Raw genomic sequence first — 20,417 nt, 5'->3', positions numbered from 1 at the left:
TTCCTCCTTTTGATTAAAAAGATTCGTTTTCTGGAATGAGCACTATTCCCGATAGATTTCTTCTTCGACGACATTTTTACTGCCTTTGCCGATCTGCACGGCCCGCTCTGAAGAATGCAGGCAGCGGAGTTTGCGGACGGTAACATCCGTGGCGCATTGGCTGCCGCCCGCGACGAAGACATCGGCTTTCGCTTTTCGGAAGCCTGTGATCGTGCCGTTTGACAATGCGACATGCCCGGCCTTGTACTGGATTGCGGCTGCTGGATTATTGCTGTAATCGGTATCGGGATCGCCGATGAACAGGAAATGGTTGATGGCGACATTGCGGTAGCCCGACACCACCAGCGCGCGCGGTGCTGACCCTGCGTACATCTCAGTGAAGACAGGAGCCACCGATACAAGGCGCTGCGCGAGGATGTTATACGCAGTCATGGAATCAGGGTCGTCCGCTGTATGGTGGCCGATATGGCGGAAATTGAACGAACGGTTGTCGCGGACCGACAAATGGCCCGAAATAAAGACCCCGGTTGCCGCTGATGACGTGGCGTGGGCTTTTACTTCCACGCCGCCGAAACAATTTGAAGTCGAATTGTTCAAGAGCCACACGAAACGCGAGCCGTCATCAATTTCAATGCCGTTCGAGTTGGAGAACCCTTTCTTATGTGAACGTCCGCTTGGGTCGCAAAAATGCGAATTGGAAATGAAGATGTAATCGCTGTGATGGGTCGTGACGCCGTCATCACCGAAGCCATAGCCTGTGCAGCGGTCAATCCAGATAAATTGGCTGCCCCCTCTTGCACGCTTGCCGTCGCCGCCGTAATTATAGAATGTCGATGACACGTCAAAACAATGCAGCCCGGGATTCGCCGCTGCCACTCCCTTCGCCCAGCCATACGTAACTTTGGCAAAAGTCAGGCAGCTCGAGAAGTTATTGCCGGCACTTGTGTTTTCAACATCGCCCAGCCGTTCGACGTTCCAGTCCAGCCCGATGTTCTCAACCGAAATATGATGGTTGCCGCGGAACGGATTGGCGTTCATGACGAGCCGCTGCCGCTTAGGTGCCTTGTCGTGGAGCTTCAGTATGCTAGCCCCTTTGCCTTCTCCCCGAAGCCGTGAAAAGGATGGCATCTCGATTTTCCGCACAACGTAGATGCCTTTCGGCACATAGACGTCGGTGCGTCCACTGCCAAAAGCTTTTTTGAAAGCGGCTGTGCAATCGGTCACACCGTCTCCGAGAGCGCCGAAATCCTCGACATTGACGACTCGAGTCAACGCCTCTTGCAAGCTTTTGTATTCCTCATCGAGTTCCTGTTTCCATTCCGGCATAGCTTCATCGCCTTCGACGAGTTCAGCATAGCCATTCGGATCTTCAATGGAATTGTCCTGTGCCAGCATTGCCCATAAGCGGTCGCGCCAATCCTTCCGGTATGTTCCGCCCGGCTTCGGCCCTTCGCCTTGGATGCTGCGGAATAACTCCCGTGTTTCGTCCGTGATGCTGCCAAGTGACCCGGAATCCTCCAGAATTCCTGCCAAAATCGCGTTATTTTTTGCTGAATCGTGGTATTTGCTTAAATGCATGAATCATCACCTCCATTGACCATACCCTTTTTCAACAATGCTATGTATTCGAAACTAAAAAAACCTCCGCCCAAAAGGCGGAGGAAAGAGATTAATATTGCATCAAAGTCATGACATCATAGCCGACCAATTTATCGCGGCCATCAAGATAAGTCAATTCAATGAGGAATGCACAACCGACGACTACGCCGCCTAATTGTTCAACAAGGTTGATCGTTGCTTCGATCGTGCCGCCAGTAGCCAGCAAATCGTCAGTGATCAATACGCGTTGGCCTGGTTTGATGGCATCTTTATGCATCGTCAGGACGTCTTTGCCGTATTCCAGGCCGTATTCAGCGCGGATAACTTCGCGCGGCAATTTGCCTTCTTTGCGGACAGGTGCAAAACCTATGCCAAGTGCATACGCAACGGGGCAGCCAATGATGAAACCACGTGCTTCAGGGCCCACGATGATTTCAGCGTTGACTTGTTTTGCGTATTCCACAATCTGGTCTGTCGCGTATTTATACGCTTCGCCGTTGTCCATGATTGTTGTGATATCTTTGAAGCGAATGCCGGGCTGCGGCCAATCTTCTACAATTGTTACAAACTGCTTTAAATCCATATTTCTTCCTCCTTGGCTGCCACTTTCGCGTCAAACCACTGTTTTAAGTCTTTATAAGATGCATACAGCAGCTTCTGTTCCAAAGCGATTTGCTGTTCGCGTTTTTTGTAGATGGGCGCTTCAGTCAAGTCACGTTTGCTTGGAGCTTTAGCAATCTCTGTAAGTCCATTGTTAAGTGTAACAAAATCAAGTTCAAAAAACACCTGCAGCATGAAAAATAATGTTTCACGGCTCCAGCCTTTGTGCTTCGCCAACTCGTCGCAATGCTTTTTGAAGTCGAATGTGCCCCGTTTCTTGATGAACGAGAATAGCCATGCGAATTGTTCGCGCGTCGGAATCTGCTCGAAATACTGCGATTCTTTGGCATAGAAATGTGCGTAGATCCGCTTCGGCTTGAGTTCCGCAAGAACTGCTGCGAGCTCATCTTCGACATCCGGCAAATCGAGCAGCACGAGATGGTATTTATGCGCTTCGAGCCCTTTCAAGTCCTCCGTCCCCAGAATCGTCTGGCCGAGCAAACTTTCAAAGACTGCCGCGGTATCCGGACGGAACGCCAGGAACACTTGGTTCTTGTCGGGAATCAATTTCGACCAGCGTGCCACTTGGCGGATGCCGCGGATGTCATACAATTGCCATTCATCGGTGCGGACATCTTCGATCAACAGCTGCGGCTTTTTACGGCCGTTCCATTCATTCACCTGCAAGTCGCCGATAACGTCGATTTTCACATCAGGCGTCAGTTCATCGCCGACGGGGCCTAAGCCGAAGCCTACCGCATCTATCGTGGCCGCATCTTGTGCAAGTTCCACTTTCAAATGGTTCTGCGAAGCGCCGATTTTACGGATGGATGACACTGTCACATCACCGAGGAAAAACTTCGGTTTTGCAAAGCCCATGCCGAAAGGCGCCAGCATACGCATCGATTCAATTGTTTCCGTGTCAATCTCATCCAAACGCACGGGAATATCGATTTCCACGACCGGCACCAAATCTTCCTCCGACAATCCCGCTTCCGCCTGCTTGTTCAAGCGGCTGCGCAATTCATCGACATGCTCGATGTCGAGCGTCATGCCAGCTGCCATCGGATGGCCGCCAAAATGCGGCAGGATGTCGCGGTTTTCCGCCAGCTCGTTGTATAGGTGGAAGCCTTCAATGCTGCGGGCAGAGCCTTTCGCTTTGCCGGTTTCCGGGTTGAGCGACAGCACGATCGCCGGGCGGTAATATTGCTCGACCAATTTCGATGCCACGATGCCGACGACGCCGGGATTCCAGCCTTCCTGCGCGACAATGATGACGTGCGGCGGGCCGTCCGGATAGCGCTGTTCCACTTGCGCAGTCGCTTCTTCAGCAATTTGCTTGACGATTGCCTGGCGCTCTTTGTTCAAAACGTCCAAACCGCCTGCCAAACTTCTCGCTTCTCCTATATCTTCAGTCATGAATAAACGCACAGCCGGATCTGCGTCCTGCAGCCGGCCGATCGCGTTGACGCGCGGACCGAACATAAAGCCGATCGTTTCTTCCGTAATGTCGCGCTGCTTAACGCCGGATACTTCTGCCAACGCCTCGATTGCCGGGCGCGGTGAATCTCTCAGCGCCTCAAGCCCCGCTTTTACTAGGATGCGGTTTTCACCGTGCAAAGGCACCAAGTCGGCAATCGTGCCGATGGCCACTAATTCAAATAAATGCTCTGGCACGTCTTCGTACAGCGCTTGCGCCATCTTGAACGCCACGCCAACGCCGGCAAGCTCGCCGAACGGGTATGAGCCTTCCGGATGGCGCGGATGGATGACCGCTAATGCGTCCGGCATCACGTCACCGATATCATGGTGGTCACTGATGATGACATCAAGACCTAAGCTGTTGGCGAAAGCGACTTCATCAATGCCCGAAATCCCGTTGTCAACCGTGACGATGAGCGTTGCGCCTTCGTCTGCCGCTAGCTGGAATAATTCTTTATTAGGTCCGTAGCCGTGTTTAAAACGGTTCGGGATTTTAAACGAGGCTTCTGCCCCCAAGTCTTCCAATACCGTCATCATGACCGTTGTACTTGTAACGCCATCGGCATCATAATCGCCGTAGACGACAATTTTTTCCTGGTTTTCAATAGCGCGGCGAATGCGTTCAACCGCAATGTCCATGTCTTTCATCAGATAGGGATTATGTATGTTTTCCATCCCGACAGCCATAAAGTTCTTCGCTTTTTCAGCGCTCGAAATACCGCGCGTCACTAAAATTTTCGCCAATACCGATGAAATGGATAATTCTTGTTGTATGGCTTGTACCAGCCCTTCATCGGGAGTGGTCAAGCGCCATCTTTTTTTGGATTCGATCATCGTCATTCACTTCCTCACCGGTCCATTATACAGGAAAAAAATCCAGACAAAAAGGAGTTGCCTCCATTTAACATCGAAGGCCGCTCCTTTAGCTTAAAATCTTTCCTTGTTTTCCACCGATTTGCCGTCTGTCACAACCATTGCTTCCGGCTGGACATCCAGTTTCTGGTATTCCGCGATTTCATTCTGCTGCGTTGCAATCAGCGATTCTTTGACAGCAATTTCTTTTTGAAGGGCATTGTTTTTGCGCTTCAGCGAAAAATTGCGGATGATGGCAATCGTCGAACTGAGCAGTACGCCGAGCAGCGCCGATACCAGAATAACGAGGATCAGCGGCCATTGCGCTTCGCCGAATACATAGTTGACCGGTACCGAATCGACATTGACAACTGCGAATAACGCGATGATGACTGCAAAAATAAGGCCAAGCAAAATCAACCATTGAAATTTCATAATAAATTCATCTCCTTCCGTAAGTATAAAAAAAGAACAGGGTCATTAAATCCATACCCTGTTCCTTTTCCTTTATAAACTTATCCCACTTTAAAGAGCATTATGCCTCTTACGGAGTGAGTTTTCCTTTATACCACAGGCTCATCAGAACCCCATTTGTTTTTCTCTTCAAGTTTCTCGATGTCGATCGGGCCTTTTTTGTTAAGTTCGCGCTTTTTAAGCACGAGCCATAACTGGGCTGCGATGAAAATCGAAGAATACGTTCCGGCGATCAAGCCGATCAATAACGCAATCGAGAAGTTGGTGATCGAAGGAGCACCGAAGATCAATAGCGCAACGACGACCAGCACTACTGTCAGCACGGTATTAACCGAACGGACGAGCGTCTGGCGCAATGATCTATTGACTATATCAGCCAATTGATCTTCCGTTTCGATTTTCTTCACGCGCTTCATGTTCTCACGGATGCGGTCAAACGTCACGATTGTATCGTTGATCGAATACCCGACAATCGTCAGCACAGCTGCGATAAACGTGATATCAACTTCCAGCCTTAGCAAGCTGAACACGGCGACGATGAAGAATGCATCATGGATCAACGCCACGATCGACGCAACACCCATGCGCCACTCGAAGCGCAACGTCGCGTAAATGACGATTCCGATAGCCGCAATAAGAAGTGCGTAAAGCGCATTTTTGGCCAATTCCTGGCCGACTGTCGGCGAAACGGTGGAAACGTTCGGCTCGACGCCGTATTCTTCCACTGCTGCCGACTTCAAGTCATTGATTTCTTCTTGGCTGAATTCTTCCGTATACCGGGTTACAGCCAAATTGGAATCGTCACCTGAAATGACGACATCTTCTGTCTCAAAGCCGCTTTCCGACAAGAAGCTTTCAACCTGCTCTTTGGAAAGAGCCGCATCAGACGTAATTTCAACTCGCGTACCTTGCGTAAAGTCGATTCCCAAGTTCAAGCGGAAAACGCCGATGACGATCATACCGATCACGATGGTGATGATCGATGCAGCGAAGAATTTATTGCGGCTGCCGGCGAAATCAAACCGGTCAAATGGCGTCGTCAAATCATAGATTTCTTTATTCTCTGACGGATCATGGACTTTTGATTTATTCAACCCGAACCAGCTGAATTTATTGTCCATTACACCGCTGCCAACCAATAAGCCAAGCAGTACGCGTGAACCCCAGACAGCGGTCAGGAAGCTGACCAGAATCGAGATGATCAGCAGTGTCGCAAAACCTTTGACAGAGCTGGTACCGAAAATGAACAATACGATAGCAGCGATCATCGTAGTGACGTTAGCGTCCAAGATGGCTGAGAACGACGAAGCCGCTCCCGCTTTGAACGATTCACGCACCGAACGCCCAGCACGTATTTCCTCGCGGATACGCTCGTAAGTAATGATATTGGCGTCAACAGCCATCCCGACACCCAGCACGATCGCTGCGATACCTGGAAGTGTCAGCACCCCGCCGATCAATTCGAACACTAAGAGGATCAGGTAAATGTAAACCGACAGCGTTACCACTGCGATCAGCCCTGGAACCCGGTAATGGACGATCATGAACAGCAAGACGAGCGCAACACCGATTGCTGCGGCGAATACGGTCTGTTCAAGCGCCTGTGCGCCAAATTGCGCGCCGACAGAAGTCGAGTATACTTCTTCTAAGCTTACCGGAAGAGCTCCGGCGTTCAAGATGCCGGCCAAATTCTGCGTTTCTTCTACAGTAAATGAACCGGAAATCTCAACGGATGGCGAATTGATGCGCTGAGAAACCCGTGGATCCGATACGAACTTCGGATCCGGCTTGCCAAGTTCCTCGACGTAGGAATCAACGCCTTCTTCAAAATCAAGCCAGATAACGAGGACGTTTTCCGGTGGCGGCAATTGCGAAATCGTATTTGTGACTTCAGCAAATTTGCCTGGATCGTTCAGCTCAAGCGTAACAATCGGTGCGCCATTCTGGTCGAATGTCGCAGATGCGCCGCCTTGCTTCAGATCGTTCCCCGCAAGCATCACTTCATCGTTGGCGTTGCGGAACGTCAGATTGGCTTCAGTCGACAACAGCTCACGGGCAGTGGCCTGGTCTTCGACGCCAGCCAATTGCACACGGATGCGGTTGCCGCTTTCGATCTGGATGACCGGTTCACTGACGCCGAGTACATCGATCCGGCTGCGCAAAGCGTTGACCGTGTCAGACAGCACAGCGTCCGTAATTTCCTGCCCTTCCTCAAGCGCTTCAACTTGGTAGAGAACTTCGAATCCGCCCTGCAGATCCAGTCCAAGCTTGATGTCTTTAGCAATAGGTAAACTCGTGGCGCCGACGGTTCCTAACAGTACAATGACCAATAAGAAAAAGGCGATAATGCGACCTCTTGACTTCATATGTAATTATTCCTCCTCGATGTGAAAACACAGCACTATCATTATGAAACAGGTCTGGAAAGGTGTCAAACGGAATCCGGCTTTTTCGTCGGGCGCAGCAGCTCTTCAAGATTCGCTAAATTGCCTTCTGAAAACCAATTGCCGCCTTTTAGCCCTTCTACTTGATGGTAGGCGACGAAATCAGATGCACGGATGTCCATAATGCCGTTGACCATTTCATGCAGCCTCATATCCCCGATATCTTTTTTGCGCCATTTTTTCTTAATGCAATAATCCCAAAGATCTTCAGCTGAGAACGTATCGTATTGAAAATAACGGAATTCAGCAATTTTGCTTTCAAGCGCAGGCAGAACGACATCATATTGATCGGTAAATTTTAACATTTTCTTGCTCCTTCCATCCGTTCTTTTCCATTGTAGCCGATTGCGGGAAGATTGAGAACAATGGCTTTATTATTTATGGCTTTTATTTCAAATTTCATTGCGGTCTTATCGGCTATCTATATACGTTGAGCTAGAGAAGCAAGCTTTTGTACATCGCTGCGGACGCTCAGGGCATGGCTCACACAGAAAGCCAGGCAAAGAACGCCTGTCTTCCTGTTCCGCCCAGCCCGTGTTCGCGCCTTCGCTAGATAGTCTCATTGAAGAAAAGAGAGATCAATGTAGTTCTGATAATTATTAGATACTAGTAGATACGTAGCAAAACTGACGAGACTCCTGAAACCCTCTGTTTCTGTTCCTGCCTCTGTCTCTGTCTCTGTCTCTGTCTCTGTCTCTGCATCGCTGCGCTAGGCAAGTGAGCTGTTTCGCTGTATAACTAGAGATCTCTTAGCGAAGGCGCGTCAACGGGCTAGACGGAGCAATGAGACGAGTGTTCTTCTCGGCTCCTTGCGGGAGTCATGCCCTAAGCGACCGGAGCGACTTTTAATATGACGCTTCTTTAATTCTACTTTAATACACTATTATTTCAGCTCAAAAAAAATCGCCTTCGGTATCGAAGGCGATCGTTTCATTAGACCGTCGTTTTCGCTGCATCCACAACGCGGGCGATTGCCTGGCGTTCGAATTGCATGCGCGTGCCGTCTGCAACAGTTATGTAAATTGTTGCATCGTCGACTGCGTCAACTGTTCCGTGGAGGCCGCCGATTGTTACGATCCGGTCTCCGCGGCGTAGTTCCGACTGCATGTTAGCTGTCGCTTTCTGGCGCTTTTGTGCCGGACGGATGATGAAAAACCACATTAACAAGAACATTAATAGTAAAGGTGATAACGCAATAATTGTATCCATTTTTTCAATTTCCCCCCTTCGCTGTCTCTTATTCTTATTAGAAATTCTTAGCGTTTGGCTTATTGAAACCATAGGCTTCAAAAAATTCTTCGCGGAAATCTCCCAGGCGGTCTTCGCGTATCGCTTGTCGCACCTGTTCCATTAAGTTTAACAGAAAATGAAGATTATGATAACTAGTAAGTCGAAGTCCGAAGGTTTCATCTGCGCGCAGCAAGTGATGAACGTAAGCGCGTGAGTAATTCGTGCACGTGTAGCAGCTGCATTTGTCGTCAAGTGGACCGAAATCGTGTTTGAATTTCGCGTTCTTGATGTTCAAACGCCCTGTGCTTGTCATCAAGGTGCCGTTGCGCGCGATGCGAGTCGGCAAGACGCAGTCGAACATGTCGACACCGCGGATCGAACCGTCGATCAACGAATCCGGTGAGCCGACGCCCATCAAATAACGGGGTTTGTCAGCCGGCATGAACGGCGTTGTGAATTCCAATACGCGGTTCATGACGTCTTTCGGTTCACCGACAGACAAGCCGCCGATTGCGTAGCCAGGGAAATCAAGCGACACAAGGTCTTGCGCACTTTGGCGGCGCAAGTCTTCGAATTCGCCGCCTTGGATGATGCCGAACAAACCTTGGTCTTCTTTGCGGGCATGCGCCGCGATGCAGCGTTCTGCCCAGCGGGATGTGCGGGCGACGCTTGATTTCATGTATTCATGCGTCGCCGGGTACGGCGGGCATTCGTCAAAAGCCATCATGATGTCAGAGCCCAAATCGTTCTGGATTTCCATCGCCTTTTCCGGGCTCAGGAATAATTTGTCGCCGTTCATGTGGTTGCGGAAATGGACGCCTTCTTCTTTGATGTTGCGGAATTCGCTCAATGAAAACACTTGGAAACCGCCGGAATCCGTTAGAATCGGACGGTCCCAGTTCATGAATTTGTGCAGGCCGCCTGCTTCTTTGATAACGTCATTGCCCGGGCGCAGCCATAGGTGATACGTGTTGCTGAGGATGATGCCCGCATTCATCGCTTTCAATTCTTCCGGCGACATCGTCTTGACCGTTGCCTGTGTGCCGACCGGCATGAAAGCCGGTGTTTCGAACGAACCGTGCGGCGTGTGGACGATTCCAAGGCGCGCACCTGTCTGTTTGCATGTTTTTATGTGTTCATACCATACTGCTTGTGTCATTGTTGTGTCTCCTTTTTCGCTGGTTCAATGAACATTGCGTCTCCGAAACTGAAGAAACGGTAGCGTTCCTGGACCGCTTCTTGATAAGCGTTCAAAATGGCATCGCGGTTCGACAATGCGCTGACAAGCATGACCAAAGTCGATTTCGGCAAATGGAAATTGGTGATCAAGCCGTCAATCGCTTTGAATTCATAGCCCGGGAAAATGAAGATATCCGTCCAGCCGCTGTCTTCCTGCAATTCGCCGCTGAATTTATTGGCCACTGATTCAAGCGTGCGCGTCGATGTTGTGCCGACTGAAATGACGCGTCCGCCGTTTTTTTTTCGTGTTGTTGATCAGGTCCGCGGTTTCTTGGGTGATGCGGTAGAATTCCGCGTGCATTTCGTGGTCTTCGATCGAATCGACCGACACTGGACGGAATGTGCCGAGCCCGACATGCAGCGTGATGAAGGCGATGTTGACGCCTTTCGCACGGATTTCGTCCAATAGCGCATCGGTGAAATGAAGGCCGGCAGTCGGTGCCGCGGCGCTTCCCCGCTCTTTCGCAAAAACGGTCTGGTAGCGGCCCTGGTCTTCTAGCTTTTCACGGATATATGGAGGCAATGGCATTTCGCCCAATTGCTCCAAAATCTCGTAGAAAATGCCGTCGTAGACCATTTTGAAATGGCGGCCGCCGTGGTCCAAAAGCCCGACGCATTCCGCTTTCAACAGGCCTTCGCCAAATGAAATTACGGTGCCGATCTTCACTTTTTTGGCCGGTTTGACGAGGGTTTCCCAAACGTCGTCGCCGATTTCTTTCAGCAGCAGCAATTCGATGTTCGCACCCGTATCTTCTTTGACGCCCATCATGCGCGCCGGCAGCACGCGGGTATCGTTCAGCACAAGCGTATCGCCGGCATGGAGATGCTCGACGATGTCGCGGAAATGGCGGTGCGTGACAGTGCCTGTTTTTTTATCCATCACCAAAAGCCGGCTCGACGTACGGTCAAGCAACGGCGTCTGGGCAATCAATTTTTCTGGCAGTTCAAAATCAAAATCATTTACGTTCATTTTTTAAAACTTCCTTTATTTAGATTCAGGCATTTCCATTTGAAAATGCTCATAAGCCATTGCAGTGACAACGCGCCCTCTCGGCGTGCGCTGGATAAAGCCGATTTGCAGCAGGTACGGTTCGTAGACGTCTTCAATCGTCGTCGACTCTTCCCCGATGCTTGCCGCAATCGTATCGAGGCCGACCGGACCGCCGCGGAAACGGGTGATCATGCCGACCAGCAATTTATGGTCGATGTGGTCAAGACCGAGCGGATCGACTTGCAGCATTTCGAGCGCCTGGCTCGCGATGTCTTCCGTGATCGTGCCGTTGCCGCGCACTTGCGCAAAATCACGCACGCGCTTCAGCAGCCGGTTGGCGATGCGCGGGGTCCCACGGGAGCGCCGGGCGATTTCCACCGCGGCGTTTGGCGCAATGTCCGCTTCAAAAAGCTTCGAACTGCGCTCGACGATGTCCGTCAGCGATTCCGTGTCGTAATAATCCAAACGCGCATGCACGCCGAAACGGTCGCGCAGCGGTGCTGACAAGGCTCCTGCGCGCGTCGTCGCACCGATCAGCGTGAACGGCGGTAAGTCGAGCCTCACTGAACGCGCGGTAGGCCCTTTGCCGACAACGATATCGAGGCAGAAATCTTCCATCGCCGGATACAGCACTTCTTCGATCGAGCGGTTCAACCGATGGATTTCATCGATGAACAGCACGTCGCCCGGTTCCAATGACGACACGATGGCCGCCAAATCACCCGGGCGTTCGATTGCCGGTCCGCTGGTCATTTTCACGCCGACTTCCATTTCATTGGCGATGACCGCAGCGAGCGTCGTCTTCCCGAGTCCAGGAGGCCCGTACAACAAGACGTGGTCCAGGCTTTCCTGGCGCATCTTCGCCGCTTCGATGAAAATCTCGAGGTTGTGCTTGACCTTGTGCTGGCCGATATACTGTGACAAGAATTTCGGGCGCAGCGACTGTTCAAAGCGTTCGTCAAATTCCGATATTTCACTGCCGATTACACGTTCTTCCATGCCGTTCGCCTCCTTTTCATCAAGATTGTTTCAGCAATAATTGCAGAGCTTTCTTCATATAGCCTTCAGTATTCAAGTCCAGATCTTTCAGCTGCGGCTTCACTTTCGTGATTTCCCGCTCTGAATAACCGAGTGCACCAAGTGCCAGCATCGCTTCTTCCAGTTCGATATCGCCTTCAGCCAACAAGCCGGGCGCTTCGTTCGTCAAGAATGGCGCATCGAAAAACTCCGCCAGCTTGCCTTTCAAATCGAGGATCATCTGGCGCGCGGTCTTTTTGCCGACACCCGGGAATTTCACCAGATACGATTCATCTTCCCGTTCGATCGCTTCGATGACGTGCTGCGGTTCGCCGCTTGCCAATATCGCAAGCGCCCCTTTCGGCCCGATGCCGGACACCGAAATGAGCTTGCGGAACAATTCGCGCTGCTCCAGCGTCGTAAAGCCGAACAATAGATGTGCATCTTCGCGCACGTGATGGTGCAGGAAAACTTGCAGCTCTTCTGTGCCGAATGAGTACGGGTTCGGGGCAAAAATCTGCCAGCCGATGCCTTGTTGTTCCACTACCAGATATTCGGGCGTCACCCGTGTGACTATCCCTTTTATGTAATCGTACATAGATGTCCGCTCCTCCATTTTAACCTATTGATTATAGCATATTTGTTCGCCTTTTACGAAATAAACCCGTTAGGAAATTGTCCGTGTTAAAATGGATTTATCCCATCCGGAAAGCTGAGGTTGTATCATGAAAAAACTTTACGGAGAACAGCGCCGCCAGATTTTATTGGAAAAACTGAAAACCGCCGAAGCACCGTTAACCGGCGGCGAACTTGCCGCTTTCGCCAACGTCTCGCGGCAAGTCATTGTCAGCGACATGACGCTTTTGAAAGCACGCAGCGAGCCGATCATCGCGACAAGCTCCGGCTACCTCTTCCTCGCCGGCAGCGGCTCTCAGTTTGTGAGCCGGCAAATTGCGTGCCGCCACCTGCCGAGCGACACGGAAGATGAACTGAAAATTCTTGTGCGCGCCGGCGTTACCGTGAAAGACGTGTCGGTCGAGCACCCCGTCTACGGCGAATTAACAGCCGGCATCCACGTTTCCGATGAAGCCGGCGTCAAAGCTTTCATGAAGCGAGTGCGCGACACCGGTGCGAGCTATTTGCTCGAATTGACCGACGGCACTCACCTCCACACCATCACCGCAGCAAATGAAAGCATATTGGACGCAGCAGTTGCTGCCATGCGCGAGCACGGCTACCTGCTCGAAGACACTGAATAGATGAAACGCGGAATCCTTTTGGGGTTCCGCGTTTTTTATTGGGCAGTGTTATGTTACTTGCAGCAAATCGAGTTTACTGCAGAATACCGGTTTTATTTGCAGAATATCGGATTTGTTTGCAGAATAACTAGTTTGTTTGCAGAATACCGCACTTTCTTTGCAGAATATCGAATCCCCTTGCAGCAAGCATTAAAAAACCCCGCAGCCAAAACGGCTGCGGGGTTCATTTCACGAATTCTTATACATATAATACGAGCCGAGCGTTTTGACTTCGCAGCCGATCGCTGCCAGTTCTTCGAGCGCGCCGCGCATCATTGTCGCGTTTTCGTCTTCCAGCACGTCGACGATGAAGAAATAATCGCCTAGACCGGTTTTCAGCGGACGCGACTCAATTTTGCTTAAATTGAGCTGGCGCCACGCGAAGACGGAAAGGATTTGATGGAGCACGCCGGAACGGTCGTCTTTCGGCGGCGAGATCATCAACGTCGTTTTGATTTCGTTTTCATGCCCCGCGATTTCCAGTTTGTGATTCGTTTTCGACAACACGAAAAAGCGCGTGTGGTTGAAATGGAAATCATGGATATCGCGGTGCAAAATGGTCAAACCGTATTTATGGGCCGCGAATTCATTGCCAATCGCTGCAATCGGGCGCTCTGGAAGCTCCGACACCATTTTGGCCGCCGCTGACGTCGAGCTGTATTGCTCGAGCGGCGTGTTCCGGTATGTGTAGAATAGGAATTTATGGCTTTGGGCAAGTGCCTGCGGGTGGGAGTAAATCGCTTCGAACGATTCGGCTTCCGCATTTTCCGGATGCACCAGGAAATGCTGGCCGATCGGCGAAAGGACTTCTGCCGTCACATACAATTGAGCTTCATGGAATAAATAATCGACCGTCAACGACACAGAACCCTCAAGTGCATTTTCAATCGGCACGACCGCGTAATCAACGCGGCCTTCCGCCACTGCTTCGATGCATTCAGGAATCGTGGCAAACGGCACCAGCGTGCTTTCCGGGAATATCCGGACAGCCGCCAGATGGGTGAATGAGGCTTCTGGCCCCAAATACGAAATGCGGTCCTTCAAGTTTTCTCCAGCCATTCAACCACTCCTAAGTTAAGATGATCCGCTTGATACGACATCAGCCGACTCGACAAAATCGAGTTTTTTCAGCTGCTGCAAAAACGCATCCAATTCCAGCTCCATCGCCGTCACATCAAGCGACAACGTAACGTTCGCGCGCCCTTGGATCGGGATGGTCTGGTGGATGGTCAAAATATTGCAGCCGGCTTCAGCAACCGACTGCAGCAGGGTGGCAAGCGTTCCGGAGCGGTCTTCGAGCTGCAAGAATACAGTCAAAATCCGCTCCTTCACAATCGAATGGAATGGAAATACCGCATCCCGATATTTATAAAATGCACTGCGTGAAAGTCCGGCGTGATTGACTGCGTCCAAAATCGACATGCGGTCGCGCTGCAGCAGGCGCTTTACTTCAAGCGTCTTTTGCATCGCTTCGGTCAACACGTCTTCACGCACCAAATAATACCGTTGTTCGGATACATCCTTCATTCAATAAACCTCCCAAAAATCTCTCAATCAGTCCATGAATTCAAATTCGAATTCAAGCAGGCGGACCGTGTCGCCGTTTTCAGCGCCGCGTTCACGCAAAGCATCATCAATGCCCATACCGCGCATTTGGCGGGAGAAGCGGCGGATTGAATCTTCGCGCGAGAAGTCGGTCATCTTGAACATACGCTCGATGGCGTAGCCGGACAAGACGAATGCGCCGTCGGATTCGCGTGTGATCGTGAAGCCATCTGATTCTTTCTCGTGCTTGTAAAGAACCGTGCTTTCCGATTCGTCGACTTCTTCGTCGATCAACGGGAATTCAGGCGTCACTTCGATAAGATCCGCAATCGCGAACAGAAGATTCGACAAGCCTTGGCGGCTCAACGCGGAAACTGGGAAGATTTGTGCGTCTTCCGGCATTTTTTCGCGGAATTTCTTCAAGTTCTCTTCAGAATCCGGCATATCCATTTTGTTCGCCACGATCAATTCCGGGCGTTCAGTCAAACGCATATTGTATTGTTTCAGTTCTTCTGTAATCGTCATGTAATCATCATACGGGTCGCGTCCTTCAAGGGCGGACATGTCGATGACGTGGATGATAACGCGCGTGCGCTCGATGTGGCGCAGGAATTGATGTCCGAGGCCGACTCCTTGGTGCGCGCCTTCGATCAATCCTGGCAAATCGGCCATAACGAAGCTACGGTGGTCTTCTGTTTCGACCATTCCGAGGTTCGGCACGATTGTTGTGAAATGATATTCAGCAATTTTCGGCTTCGCTGCAGAAACGACAGACAATAACGTCGATTTCCCGACACTCGGGAATCCGACAAGTCCGGCATCCGCCAACACTTTCAATTCCAGAACGACATTGCGCTCAAAGCCCGGTTCGCCTTTTTCCGATAATTCCGGAGCCGGGTTCTGCGGCGTGGCAAAACGTGAGTTGCCGCGTCCGCCGCGCCCGCCGCGTGTGATGATTGCTGTTTGGCCTTGTTCAACCAAATCAGCGATTGTTTCGCCCGTATCGGCGTCTTTTACGACTGTGCCCGGCGGAACTTGGATAATCGTATCCTGTGCTTTCGCGCCGTGCTGGTTTTTGCTCATTCCGTGCGTACCGCGGTCCGCTTTGAAAATCCGTTTGTAACGGAAATCCATAAGTGTGCGCAAGCCTTCGTCTACCATAAAGACGATGTTTCCGCCTTTACCGCCATCGCCGCCCGCAGGACCGCCATTTGGTACATATTTTTCGCGGCGGAACGCTACCATACCGTCCCCGCCGTCGCCACCTCTAACATAAACTTTTACGTGATCGACAAACATATTATCCCTCCATCTGTGGGCGGACGGCCACTTCCATGCCGTCGCTGCCACACTTTATTACTGCTGTGTCTAACGAACTTTCCGGCAACTGCAGCCCCTGCCAGTCACCATTCAATGAAATCTTCATCGCAAGCGAGTCGTTTTCATTCCATATACTTATTGTACAAACATATTCAACGAACGGATCCATTTGAGGCCGGACCGTTTCGGCGAATTTTTCCAGCATTCCGGCAAACGCCCCGTCCAGCTTCGCAATGCCAGCTTCCGCCGTGCATTCGGTTTGGATCGCCAATTCCGGATAGCGCCATTTTGACAATAGCAGCCATTCTTCCGTTATCGGCATAGCCAATCCCGCGAGCCGGCTCATGTGCACAGCCGCTTCGGCATGAGAGCGAATCATCGCTTTGGCCTTTTCCGGTTGCCCGAGGTCCAGGTACATGCCGATCAATTGCAACTCATTCAGAAAATCATGCCGCGCATGCCGAAGCGATTGTACCACTGATTTTGACACGTCCATAAGTCACTTCCTATTTCAGCTTCTTTTATCAGTATACCAATTTTGCAGCGCAATTTCCCGGATTTTAGCTGGCTGCTGCATCTATTCAAAATAAAAAGGACTGCCAAAGCAGCCCTTTTCGTTTTTATTAAGCTTCTTGTGCAACTGGGTATACGCTCACTTTTTTCTTGTCGCGTCCGTAACGTTCGAAACGTACGATTCCGTCGATTTTTGAAAATAGTGTGTCGTCTCCGCCGCGTCCAACGTTCTCACCTGGATAAATTTTAGTACCGCGTTGACGGTATAAAATTGAACCACCAGTAACTAGTTGTCCGTCTGCACGTTTAGCGCCAAGGCGTTTTGATTCTGAGTCACGTCCGTTTCTCGTTGAACCTACACCTTTTTTGGATGCGAAAAACTGAAGATCTAATCTTAACATTCTGTCCCACCTCCTAAGCTGTGAAGGTTATTTTAATATATTGCCCATAATCGTGTTCAATCGTTTTTAAAGAAACAATCATTCCGCGCACCAGCAGTTGTACCTGCTCGTCCGTTTTTTCATCCAGTCCTGCCGGAAAAACGACTTTCAAGAAGCCGCTGCTGCTTTGCTTGATCTTAGGTTCGATTCCCGTCAGCTCCATTATGGCATTCACCGCTCCAAAAGAGACAGCAGATGCGCCAGCGCAGACGAGGTCTTGCCCGTGTTCGGCAAAGTCGGCATGCCCGGACATTTCAAAAGATGAAATCCGGTTTGATGTTTCAGTTACGTTTACTCGTATCATGTCTTACAGGTTGATCGCGTCGACAGTCAATTTCGTGTATGGCTGACGGTGACCTTGTTTTTTACGGTAGTTCTTTTTAGCTTTGTATTTGAAGACTGTGATCTTTTTGCCTTTTCCGCTTTTCACGACTTTAGCAGTAACAGTAGCTCCTTCAACAAAAGGAACACCGAACTTAGATTCATCTCCACCTACAAATAGAACTTTGTCAAATGTGATAACGTCACCAGCTTCTCCAGTTAATTTCTCAACGTAGATTTCTTGGCCCGCTTCAACTTTGATTTGTTTTCCACCAGTTTCAATAATTGCGTACATATCCTTGCACCTCCTCTTAGACTAAGACTCGCCTATTCAGGTGATCCGCATTGCAGCCGATTCTTCAATACCTGATTCGAGCGGTTGTAGCACAGGTGCGCTACAAACATAACATTAAAATAATACCACGCCAGACAACTCGAGTCAACTTAAATTCAAAAGCTTTCCTTTTTCGCCAGGAGGTGCGGAAACTTTGCCGCGAGGTGCGTTCATTCGATGTTGAGGTGCGAACTTCCGGTTTGGGGTGCGTTCACTAGCCGCTGAGGTGCGTTCACTTATAAATCGCACCAAAATACTCTATTAATAGCTCCCGGCGCGGCACAATCCAGCGCTTTCCGCGCTTATCTCCCTGCATCGCCGATTTCTCCAGCAATCTGTACAATAAATACTTATCTTCCACGCCGAGCAGCCGATAAGCGAAGTGCGTCGGCAATTCTTCGCCGAACAATACCGCATATTCTTGCAGCGCCACTTCATGCGCATCTATAAATACCCCATCGCAGCCTGAGCAATGCCATTTCCGGTTTTTCCGACCCAGCGAACGGCTGCGGCAGTCCGGGCACGTAACCCCGAGGCGCAACGACTCGGCGGTAATCCCATATTGTGCCATCAAATTTCCTCGGAAACTTCTTTTTGGCAGCGCACTCAATTTGCGAGACAAAGCTTAAACGTTAAAGAGCTTGCCGCCCTTATCCAGCTCATCCAGATGGAATGGCAAGTAATCGAGCGCGACGACCGGATACGCCGCCGGCTTCTCAACGACGCGCGCGGACCGGCTAGCGAGCACGATCACGCCTTCCACCGGAACCTCGAGAAACTTCCCGACTGCTTTGACTGCCCGGTGCAGCTGTGATTCCGGATTGCGCATGTCCTCCATGCGGCCGTCGACCATACGATGGAATTGAAAATTTTCCGTATCAAAGTAAAATTCGCCCCGCATATTCTTCACTTCCAGCACGCAGACAAAAGCTGCGTGGACCACCAGCACGTCAATTTGCGCAAACCCTCCTTGATAAGGAACGTGCACGTCCACCAATAAAACCGGCGCTTCGTCCAGCTCCAATTCCCTTTTCAAAAGCGCGACGGTGCGCGACTCGCCACCTGCACCTGCAAGCAAATTCTTCAAGTCAGCAGCGAGCGGCTGCCACGCGGCATGGTTTTTCGGCAGCCTTTCAGCCAATATCATTTGGGCCAGCAATCGATCGTCCAATCAGCACCTCCTTGGATTCTAAAAAAACCTCCGCATCGCTGCGGAGGTCGTTGGTACATTATTATTTTGCGAAGATCGCTTTGATTTTAGAGAAGACGCCTTGGCTCTTCTTGTCCATAGTCATCAACGGCACTGATTCACCGAGGATGCGGCGGGCAATGTTGCGGTAGCCGAGCGCGGCCGGGTTGTCCGGGTTCATGACCACAGGCTCCCCGCGGTTCGAGCTCGTGATGACGCTCTCGTCGTCTGCAACGATGCCTAAAAGATCAATCGACAAATGCGTCGTGATTTCATTGACATCGAGCGCTTCACCGGCATTCATCAAATGCTGGCGGATGCGGTTGATGATCAATTTCGGCGGTTCGATGTTTTCTTCCATTTCAAGCAAACCGATGATGCGGTCGGCGTCGCGCACCGCTGAAATTTCAGGGGTCGTCACGACAATCGCTTTGTCCGCACCCGCAACGGCGTTTTTATAGCCTTGCTCGATGCCTGCTGGGCAGTCGATGATGACAAAATCATAATCTTTCTTGAGTTCCGTCACCAATTCGCGCATTTGTTCCGGGTTGACGTCGTTCTTGTCAGCTGTTTGGGCAGCCGGCAATAAATACAGCATGTCGTCAAAACGCTTGTCTTTGACGAGTGCCTGGTGCACTTTGCAGCGTCCTTCCAAAACATCGATCAAATCGTAAATGATGCGATTTTCGAGGCCCAGGATGACGTCGAGATTGCGAAGGCCGATATCCGTATCGATCAAGCATACTTTCTTACCCTGAAGGGCCAATGCAGTGCCGAGATTGGCGGTTGTCGTCGTTTTACCGACGCCTCCCTTACCTGATGTAATGACTATAGCTTCTCCCACACTAGCTTCCTCCTTTAAACGTTGAAATTTCCGGCCGTAAGAATCTGAGTTCCTGCAAACGGTCGATGATGATGCTGCCGTTTTTATGCAAATAAGCACATTCCATTTCCGGCTGTTCCGATAAGACCGTCAACTCGTCCGTCATGATTTCCAGCTCATCATCAATCTGCAGATGCGTCGCTTCAAGCCATGAGGCTGCGATTACCGCTTCCCGGTTGCCGTTCGTTCCGGCGTGGGCAATCCCTTTCAGGCGCCCTAATACATATATATTGCCTCCAGCGGCTACGCGGCCGTTCGGATTGACATCGCCGACTACCACTAAGTCCCCTTCAGCTTTCACCACTTGCCCCGAACGCACAATGCCGACATAAGTCTCGGATTGGCGTTCCTGGATGCGGCGATTGCTTTCTTCTACTGTAATGACGTCGCTTCTTACCCGCGAGACGCGCAAATGCTCGTTCTTTTGGATAAGCGCAATGATTTCCTTGATCTGAGCTTCCGTGCAATAACGGTTGCCCAGCTGGAGTTGAACTTCAGCACTGCCGTCAAGCGCAGGATCCGACACCTTCGCCTGCAGTTCCGCCAGCAGATCGGCGTATGAACACTGGTCATCGAGCTGCAGCACGAGCCCTTGTTTCGTCCCCTTAATATTGACAAGATTCTTCAAAAATGTGTCACCTGCGCT

At 50.8% G+C, this 20,417-nt stretch carries 22 protein-coding genes, 1 pseudogene and 1 other annotated feature; of the genes and pseudogenes, 1 reads left to right on the top strand and 22 read right to left on the bottom strand.

What is annotated here, in order from left to right:
- Window positions 1–42: 42 nt before the first annotated feature.
- From EGV91_RS03005 to ruvA, 11 genes and pseudogenes are all read right to left on the bottom strand, one after another.
- Window positions 43–1,578 carry a glycoside hydrolase family 55 protein gene (locus EGV91_RS03005; protein WP_241666093.1) on the bottom strand — a complete coding sequence of 512 codons (1,536 nt, stop codon included), beginning with the start codon at window positions 1,576–1,578 and terminating at the stop codon, window positions 43–45.
- Window positions 1,579–1,669: 91 nt separating this feature from the next.
- Entirely contained in the window at window positions 1,670–2,182 is a 513-nt protein-coding gene (locus EGV91_RS03000) for an adenine phosphoribosyltransferase (protein ID WP_135500695.1), read from the bottom strand.
- Entirely contained in the window at window positions 2,173–4,515 is a 2,343-nt protein-coding gene (recJ, locus tag EGV91_RS02995) for a single-stranded-DNA-specific exonuclease RecJ (protein ID WP_135500694.1), read from the bottom strand. Before recJ ends, EGV91_RS03000 begins: the two co-directional genes overlap by 10 nt.
- Window positions 4,516–4,608: 93 nt before the next feature.
- A complete protein-coding gene (locus EGV91_RS02990) occupies window positions 4,609–4,968 on the bottom strand; it encodes a LapA family protein (RefSeq protein WP_135500693.1) in 360 nt (119 codons plus the stop codon).
- Window positions 4,969–5,096: 128 nt separating this feature from the next.
- A complete protein-coding gene (secDF, locus tag EGV91_RS02985; protein WP_135500692.1) occupies window positions 5,097–7,373 on the bottom strand; it encodes a protein translocase subunit SecDF in 2,277 nt (758 codons plus the stop codon).
- 65 nt (window positions 7,374–7,438) lie between these two features.
- On the bottom strand, window positions 7,439–7,756 hold the full coding sequence (locus EGV91_RS02980; protein WP_135500691.1) for a post-transcriptional regulator: 318 nt from the start codon (window positions 7,754–7,756) through the stop codon (window positions 7,439–7,441).
- 628 nt (window positions 7,757–8,384) lie between these two features.
- On the bottom strand, window positions 8,385–8,660 hold the full coding sequence (yajC, locus tag EGV91_RS02975) for a preprotein translocase subunit YajC (protein ID WP_135500690.1): 276 nt from the start codon (window positions 8,658–8,660) through the stop codon (window positions 8,385–8,387).
- 37 nt (window positions 8,661–8,697) lie between these two features.
- Window positions 8,698–9,840, bottom strand: coding sequence for a tRNA guanosine(34) transglycosylase Tgt (gene tgt, locus EGV91_RS02970; RefSeq protein WP_135500689.1), 1,143 nt, complete (start codon window positions 9,838–9,840; stop codon window positions 8,698–8,700).
- Window positions 9,837–10,890: pseudogene (gene queA / locus EGV91_RS02965) on the bottom strand (tRNA preQ1(34) S-adenosylmethionine ribosyltransferase-isomerase QueA). Before queA ends, tgt begins: the two are co-directional and overlap by 4 nt.
- 15 nt (window positions 10,891–10,905) lie before the next feature.
- Complete coding sequence (ruvB, locus tag EGV91_RS02960) at window positions 10,906–11,910, bottom strand: Holliday junction branch migration DNA helicase RuvB (RefSeq protein WP_135500688.1); 1,005 nt, start codon at window positions 11,908–11,910, stop codon at window positions 10,906–10,908.
- A gap of 19 nt (window positions 11,911–11,929) precedes the next feature.
- Window positions 11,930–12,526 carry a Holliday junction branch migration protein RuvA gene (gene ruvA, locus EGV91_RS02955; RefSeq protein ID WP_135500687.1) on the bottom strand — a complete coding sequence of 199 codons (597 nt, stop codon included), beginning with the start codon at window positions 12,524–12,526 and terminating at the stop codon, window positions 11,930–11,932.
- A 127-nt stretch (window positions 12,527–12,653) separates the two neighbouring features.
- Here ruvA and EGV91_RS02950 point away from each other — a divergent pair, with 127 nt between their 5' ends.
- A complete protein-coding gene (locus tag EGV91_RS02950) occupies window positions 12,654–13,187 on the top strand; it encodes a transcription repressor NadR (protein WP_135500686.1) in 534 nt (177 codons plus the stop codon).
- 228 nt (window positions 13,188–13,415) lie between these two features.
- Here the strand turns inward: EGV91_RS02950 and pheA are convergent, their stop codons facing one another.
- The 11 genes from pheA to minC form a co-directional block, all read right to left on the bottom strand.
- Window positions 13,416–14,285, bottom strand: coding sequence for a prephenate dehydratase (gene pheA / locus EGV91_RS02945; protein ID WP_135500685.1), 870 nt, complete (start codon window positions 14,283–14,285; stop codon window positions 13,416–13,418).
- A 15-nt stretch (window positions 14,286–14,300) separates the two neighbouring features.
- The gene (locus tag EGV91_RS02940; protein WP_135500684.1) at window positions 14,301–14,753 is read right to left on the bottom strand and encodes an ACT domain-containing protein; all 453 of its coding nucleotides are present in this window, start codon (window positions 14,751–14,753) and stop codon (window positions 14,301–14,303) included.
- Window positions 14,754–14,780: 27 nt separating this feature from the next.
- Window positions 14,781–16,070, bottom strand: coding sequence for a GTPase ObgE (obgE, locus tag EGV91_RS02935; protein WP_135500683.1), 1,290 nt, complete (start codon window positions 16,068–16,070; stop codon window positions 14,781–14,783).
- Between the two features lies 1 nt (window position 16,071).
- The gene (locus tag EGV91_RS02930; protein ID WP_135500682.1) at window positions 16,072–16,587 is read right to left on the bottom strand and encodes a Spo0B domain-containing protein; all 516 of its coding nucleotides are present in this window, start codon (window positions 16,585–16,587) and stop codon (window positions 16,072–16,074) included.
- Window positions 16,588–16,714: 127 nt separating this feature from the next.
- Window positions 16,715–17,005, bottom strand: a complete 291-nt coding sequence (gene rpmA / locus EGV91_RS02925; protein WP_135500681.1) for a 50S ribosomal protein L27 — start codon at window positions 17,003–17,005, stop codon at window positions 16,715–16,717.
- A 13-nt stretch (window positions 17,006–17,018) separates the two neighbouring features.
- Window positions 17,019–17,348 carry a ribosomal-processing cysteine protease Prp gene (locus tag EGV91_RS02920; RefSeq protein ID WP_135500680.1) on the bottom strand — a complete coding sequence of 110 codons (330 nt, stop codon included), beginning with the start codon at window positions 17,346–17,348 and terminating at the stop codon, window positions 17,019–17,021.
- A gap of 3 nt (window positions 17,349–17,351) precedes the next feature.
- The gene (rplU, locus tag EGV91_RS02915; protein WP_135500679.1) at window positions 17,352–17,660 is read right to left on the bottom strand and encodes a 50S ribosomal protein L21; all 309 of its coding nucleotides are present in this window, start codon (window positions 17,658–17,660) and stop codon (window positions 17,352–17,354) included.
- Between the two features lie 14 nt (window positions 17,661–17,674).
- Window positions 17,675–17,756: a sequence feature (ribosomal protein L21 leader region), on the bottom strand.
- Window positions 17,757–17,931: 175 nt separating this feature from the next.
- Window positions 17,932–18,270, bottom strand: a complete 339-nt coding sequence (locus EGV91_RS17320; protein WP_241666092.1) for a hypothetical protein — start codon at window positions 18,268–18,270, stop codon at window positions 17,932–17,934.
- Between the two features lie 54 nt (window positions 18,271–18,324).
- Entirely contained in the window at window positions 18,325–18,870 is a 546-nt protein-coding gene (locus EGV91_RS17315) for a nuclease-related domain-containing protein (protein ID WP_241666091.1), read from the bottom strand.
- 61 nt (window positions 18,871–18,931) lie between these two features.
- The gene (gene minD / locus EGV91_RS02905; protein ID WP_135500678.1) at window positions 18,932–19,732 is read right to left on the bottom strand and encodes a septum site-determining protein MinD; all 801 of its coding nucleotides are present in this window, start codon (window positions 19,730–19,732) and stop codon (window positions 18,932–18,934) included.
- 1 nt (window position 19,733) lies between these two features.
- Entirely contained in the window at window positions 19,734–20,399 is a 666-nt protein-coding gene (minC, locus tag EGV91_RS02900; RefSeq protein WP_135500677.1) for a septum site-determining protein MinC, read from the bottom strand.
- Window positions 20,400–20,417: the final 18 nt, after the last annotated feature.

Source organism: Planococcus koreensis (genome assembly GCF_004761975.1).
Classification (GTDB): domain Bacteria; phylum Bacillota; class Bacilli; order Bacillales_A; family Planococcaceae; genus Planococcus; species Planococcus koreensis.
The sequence above is the reverse complement of the archived record's forward strand: the minus strand, read 5'-3'. Positions and strand labels throughout refer to the sequence as shown.

Coding starts and splice junctions, on each gene's coding strand:
- obgE (WP_135500683.1), bottom strand. CDS start 16,070: ATGTTTGTCGATCACGTAAAAGTTTATGTTAGAGGTGGCGACGGCGGG.
- EGV91_RS02980 (WP_135500691.1), bottom strand. CDS start 7,756: ATGTTAAAATTTACCGATCAATATGATGTCGTTCTGCCTGCGCTTGAA.
- rpmA (WP_135500681.1), bottom strand. CDS start 17,005: ATGTTAAGATTAGATCTTCAGTTTTTCGCATCCAAAAAAGGTGTAGGT.
- EGV91_RS02990 (WP_135500693.1), bottom strand. CDS start 4,968: ATGAAATTTCAATGGTTGATTTTGCTTGGCCTTATTTTTGCAGTCATC.
- EGV91_RS03005 (WP_241666093.1), bottom strand. CDS start 1,578: ATGCATTTAAGCAAATACCACGATTCAGCAAAAAATAACGCGATTTTG.
- recJ (WP_135500694.1), bottom strand. CDS start 4,515: ATGATCGAATCCAAAAAAAGATGGCGCTTGACCACTCCCGATGAAGGG.
- EGV91_RS17320 (WP_241666092.1), bottom strand. CDS start 18,270: ATGGCACAATATGGGATTACCGCCGAGTCGTTGCGCCTCGGGGTTACG.
- EGV91_RS03000 (WP_135500695.1), bottom strand. CDS start 2,182: ATGGATTTAAAGCAGTTTGTAACAATTGTAGAAGATTGGCCGCAGCCC.
- ruvA (WP_135500687.1), bottom strand. CDS start 12,526: ATGTACGATTACATAAAAGGGATAGTCACACGGGTGACGCCCGAATAT.
- rplU (WP_135500679.1), bottom strand. CDS start 17,660: ATGTACGCAATTATTGAAACTGGTGGAAAACAAATCAAAGTTGAAGCG.
- pheA (WP_135500685.1), bottom strand. CDS start 14,285: ATGGCTGGAGAAAACTTGAAGGACCGCATTTCGTATTTGGGGCCAGAA.
- yajC (WP_135500690.1), bottom strand. CDS start 8,660: ATGGATACAATTATTGCGTTATCACCTTTACTATTAATGTTCTTGTTA.
- EGV91_RS02950 (WP_135500686.1), top strand. CDS start 12,654: ATGAAAAAACTTTACGGAGAACAGCGCCGCCAGATTTTATTGGAAAAA.
- secDF (WP_135500692.1), bottom strand. CDS start 7,373: ATGAAGTCAAGAGGTCGCATTATCGCCTTTTTCTTATTGGTCATTGTA.
- EGV91_RS02920 (WP_135500680.1), bottom strand. CDS start 17,348: ATGATACGAGTAAACGTAACTGAAACATCAAACCGGATTTCATCTTTT.
- tgt (WP_135500689.1), bottom strand. CDS start 9,840: ATGACACAAGCAGTATGGTATGAACACATAAAAACATGCAAACAGACA.
- EGV91_RS02940 (WP_135500684.1), bottom strand. CDS start 14,753: ATGAAGGATGTATCCGAACAACGGTATTATTTGGTGCGTGAAGACGTG.
- EGV91_RS02930 (WP_135500682.1), bottom strand. CDS start 16,587: ATGGACGTGTCAAAATCAGTGGTACAATCGCTTCGGCATGCGCGGCAT.
- ruvB (WP_135500688.1), bottom strand. CDS start 11,910: ATGGAAGAACGTGTAATCGGCAGTGAAATATCGGAATTTGACGAACGC.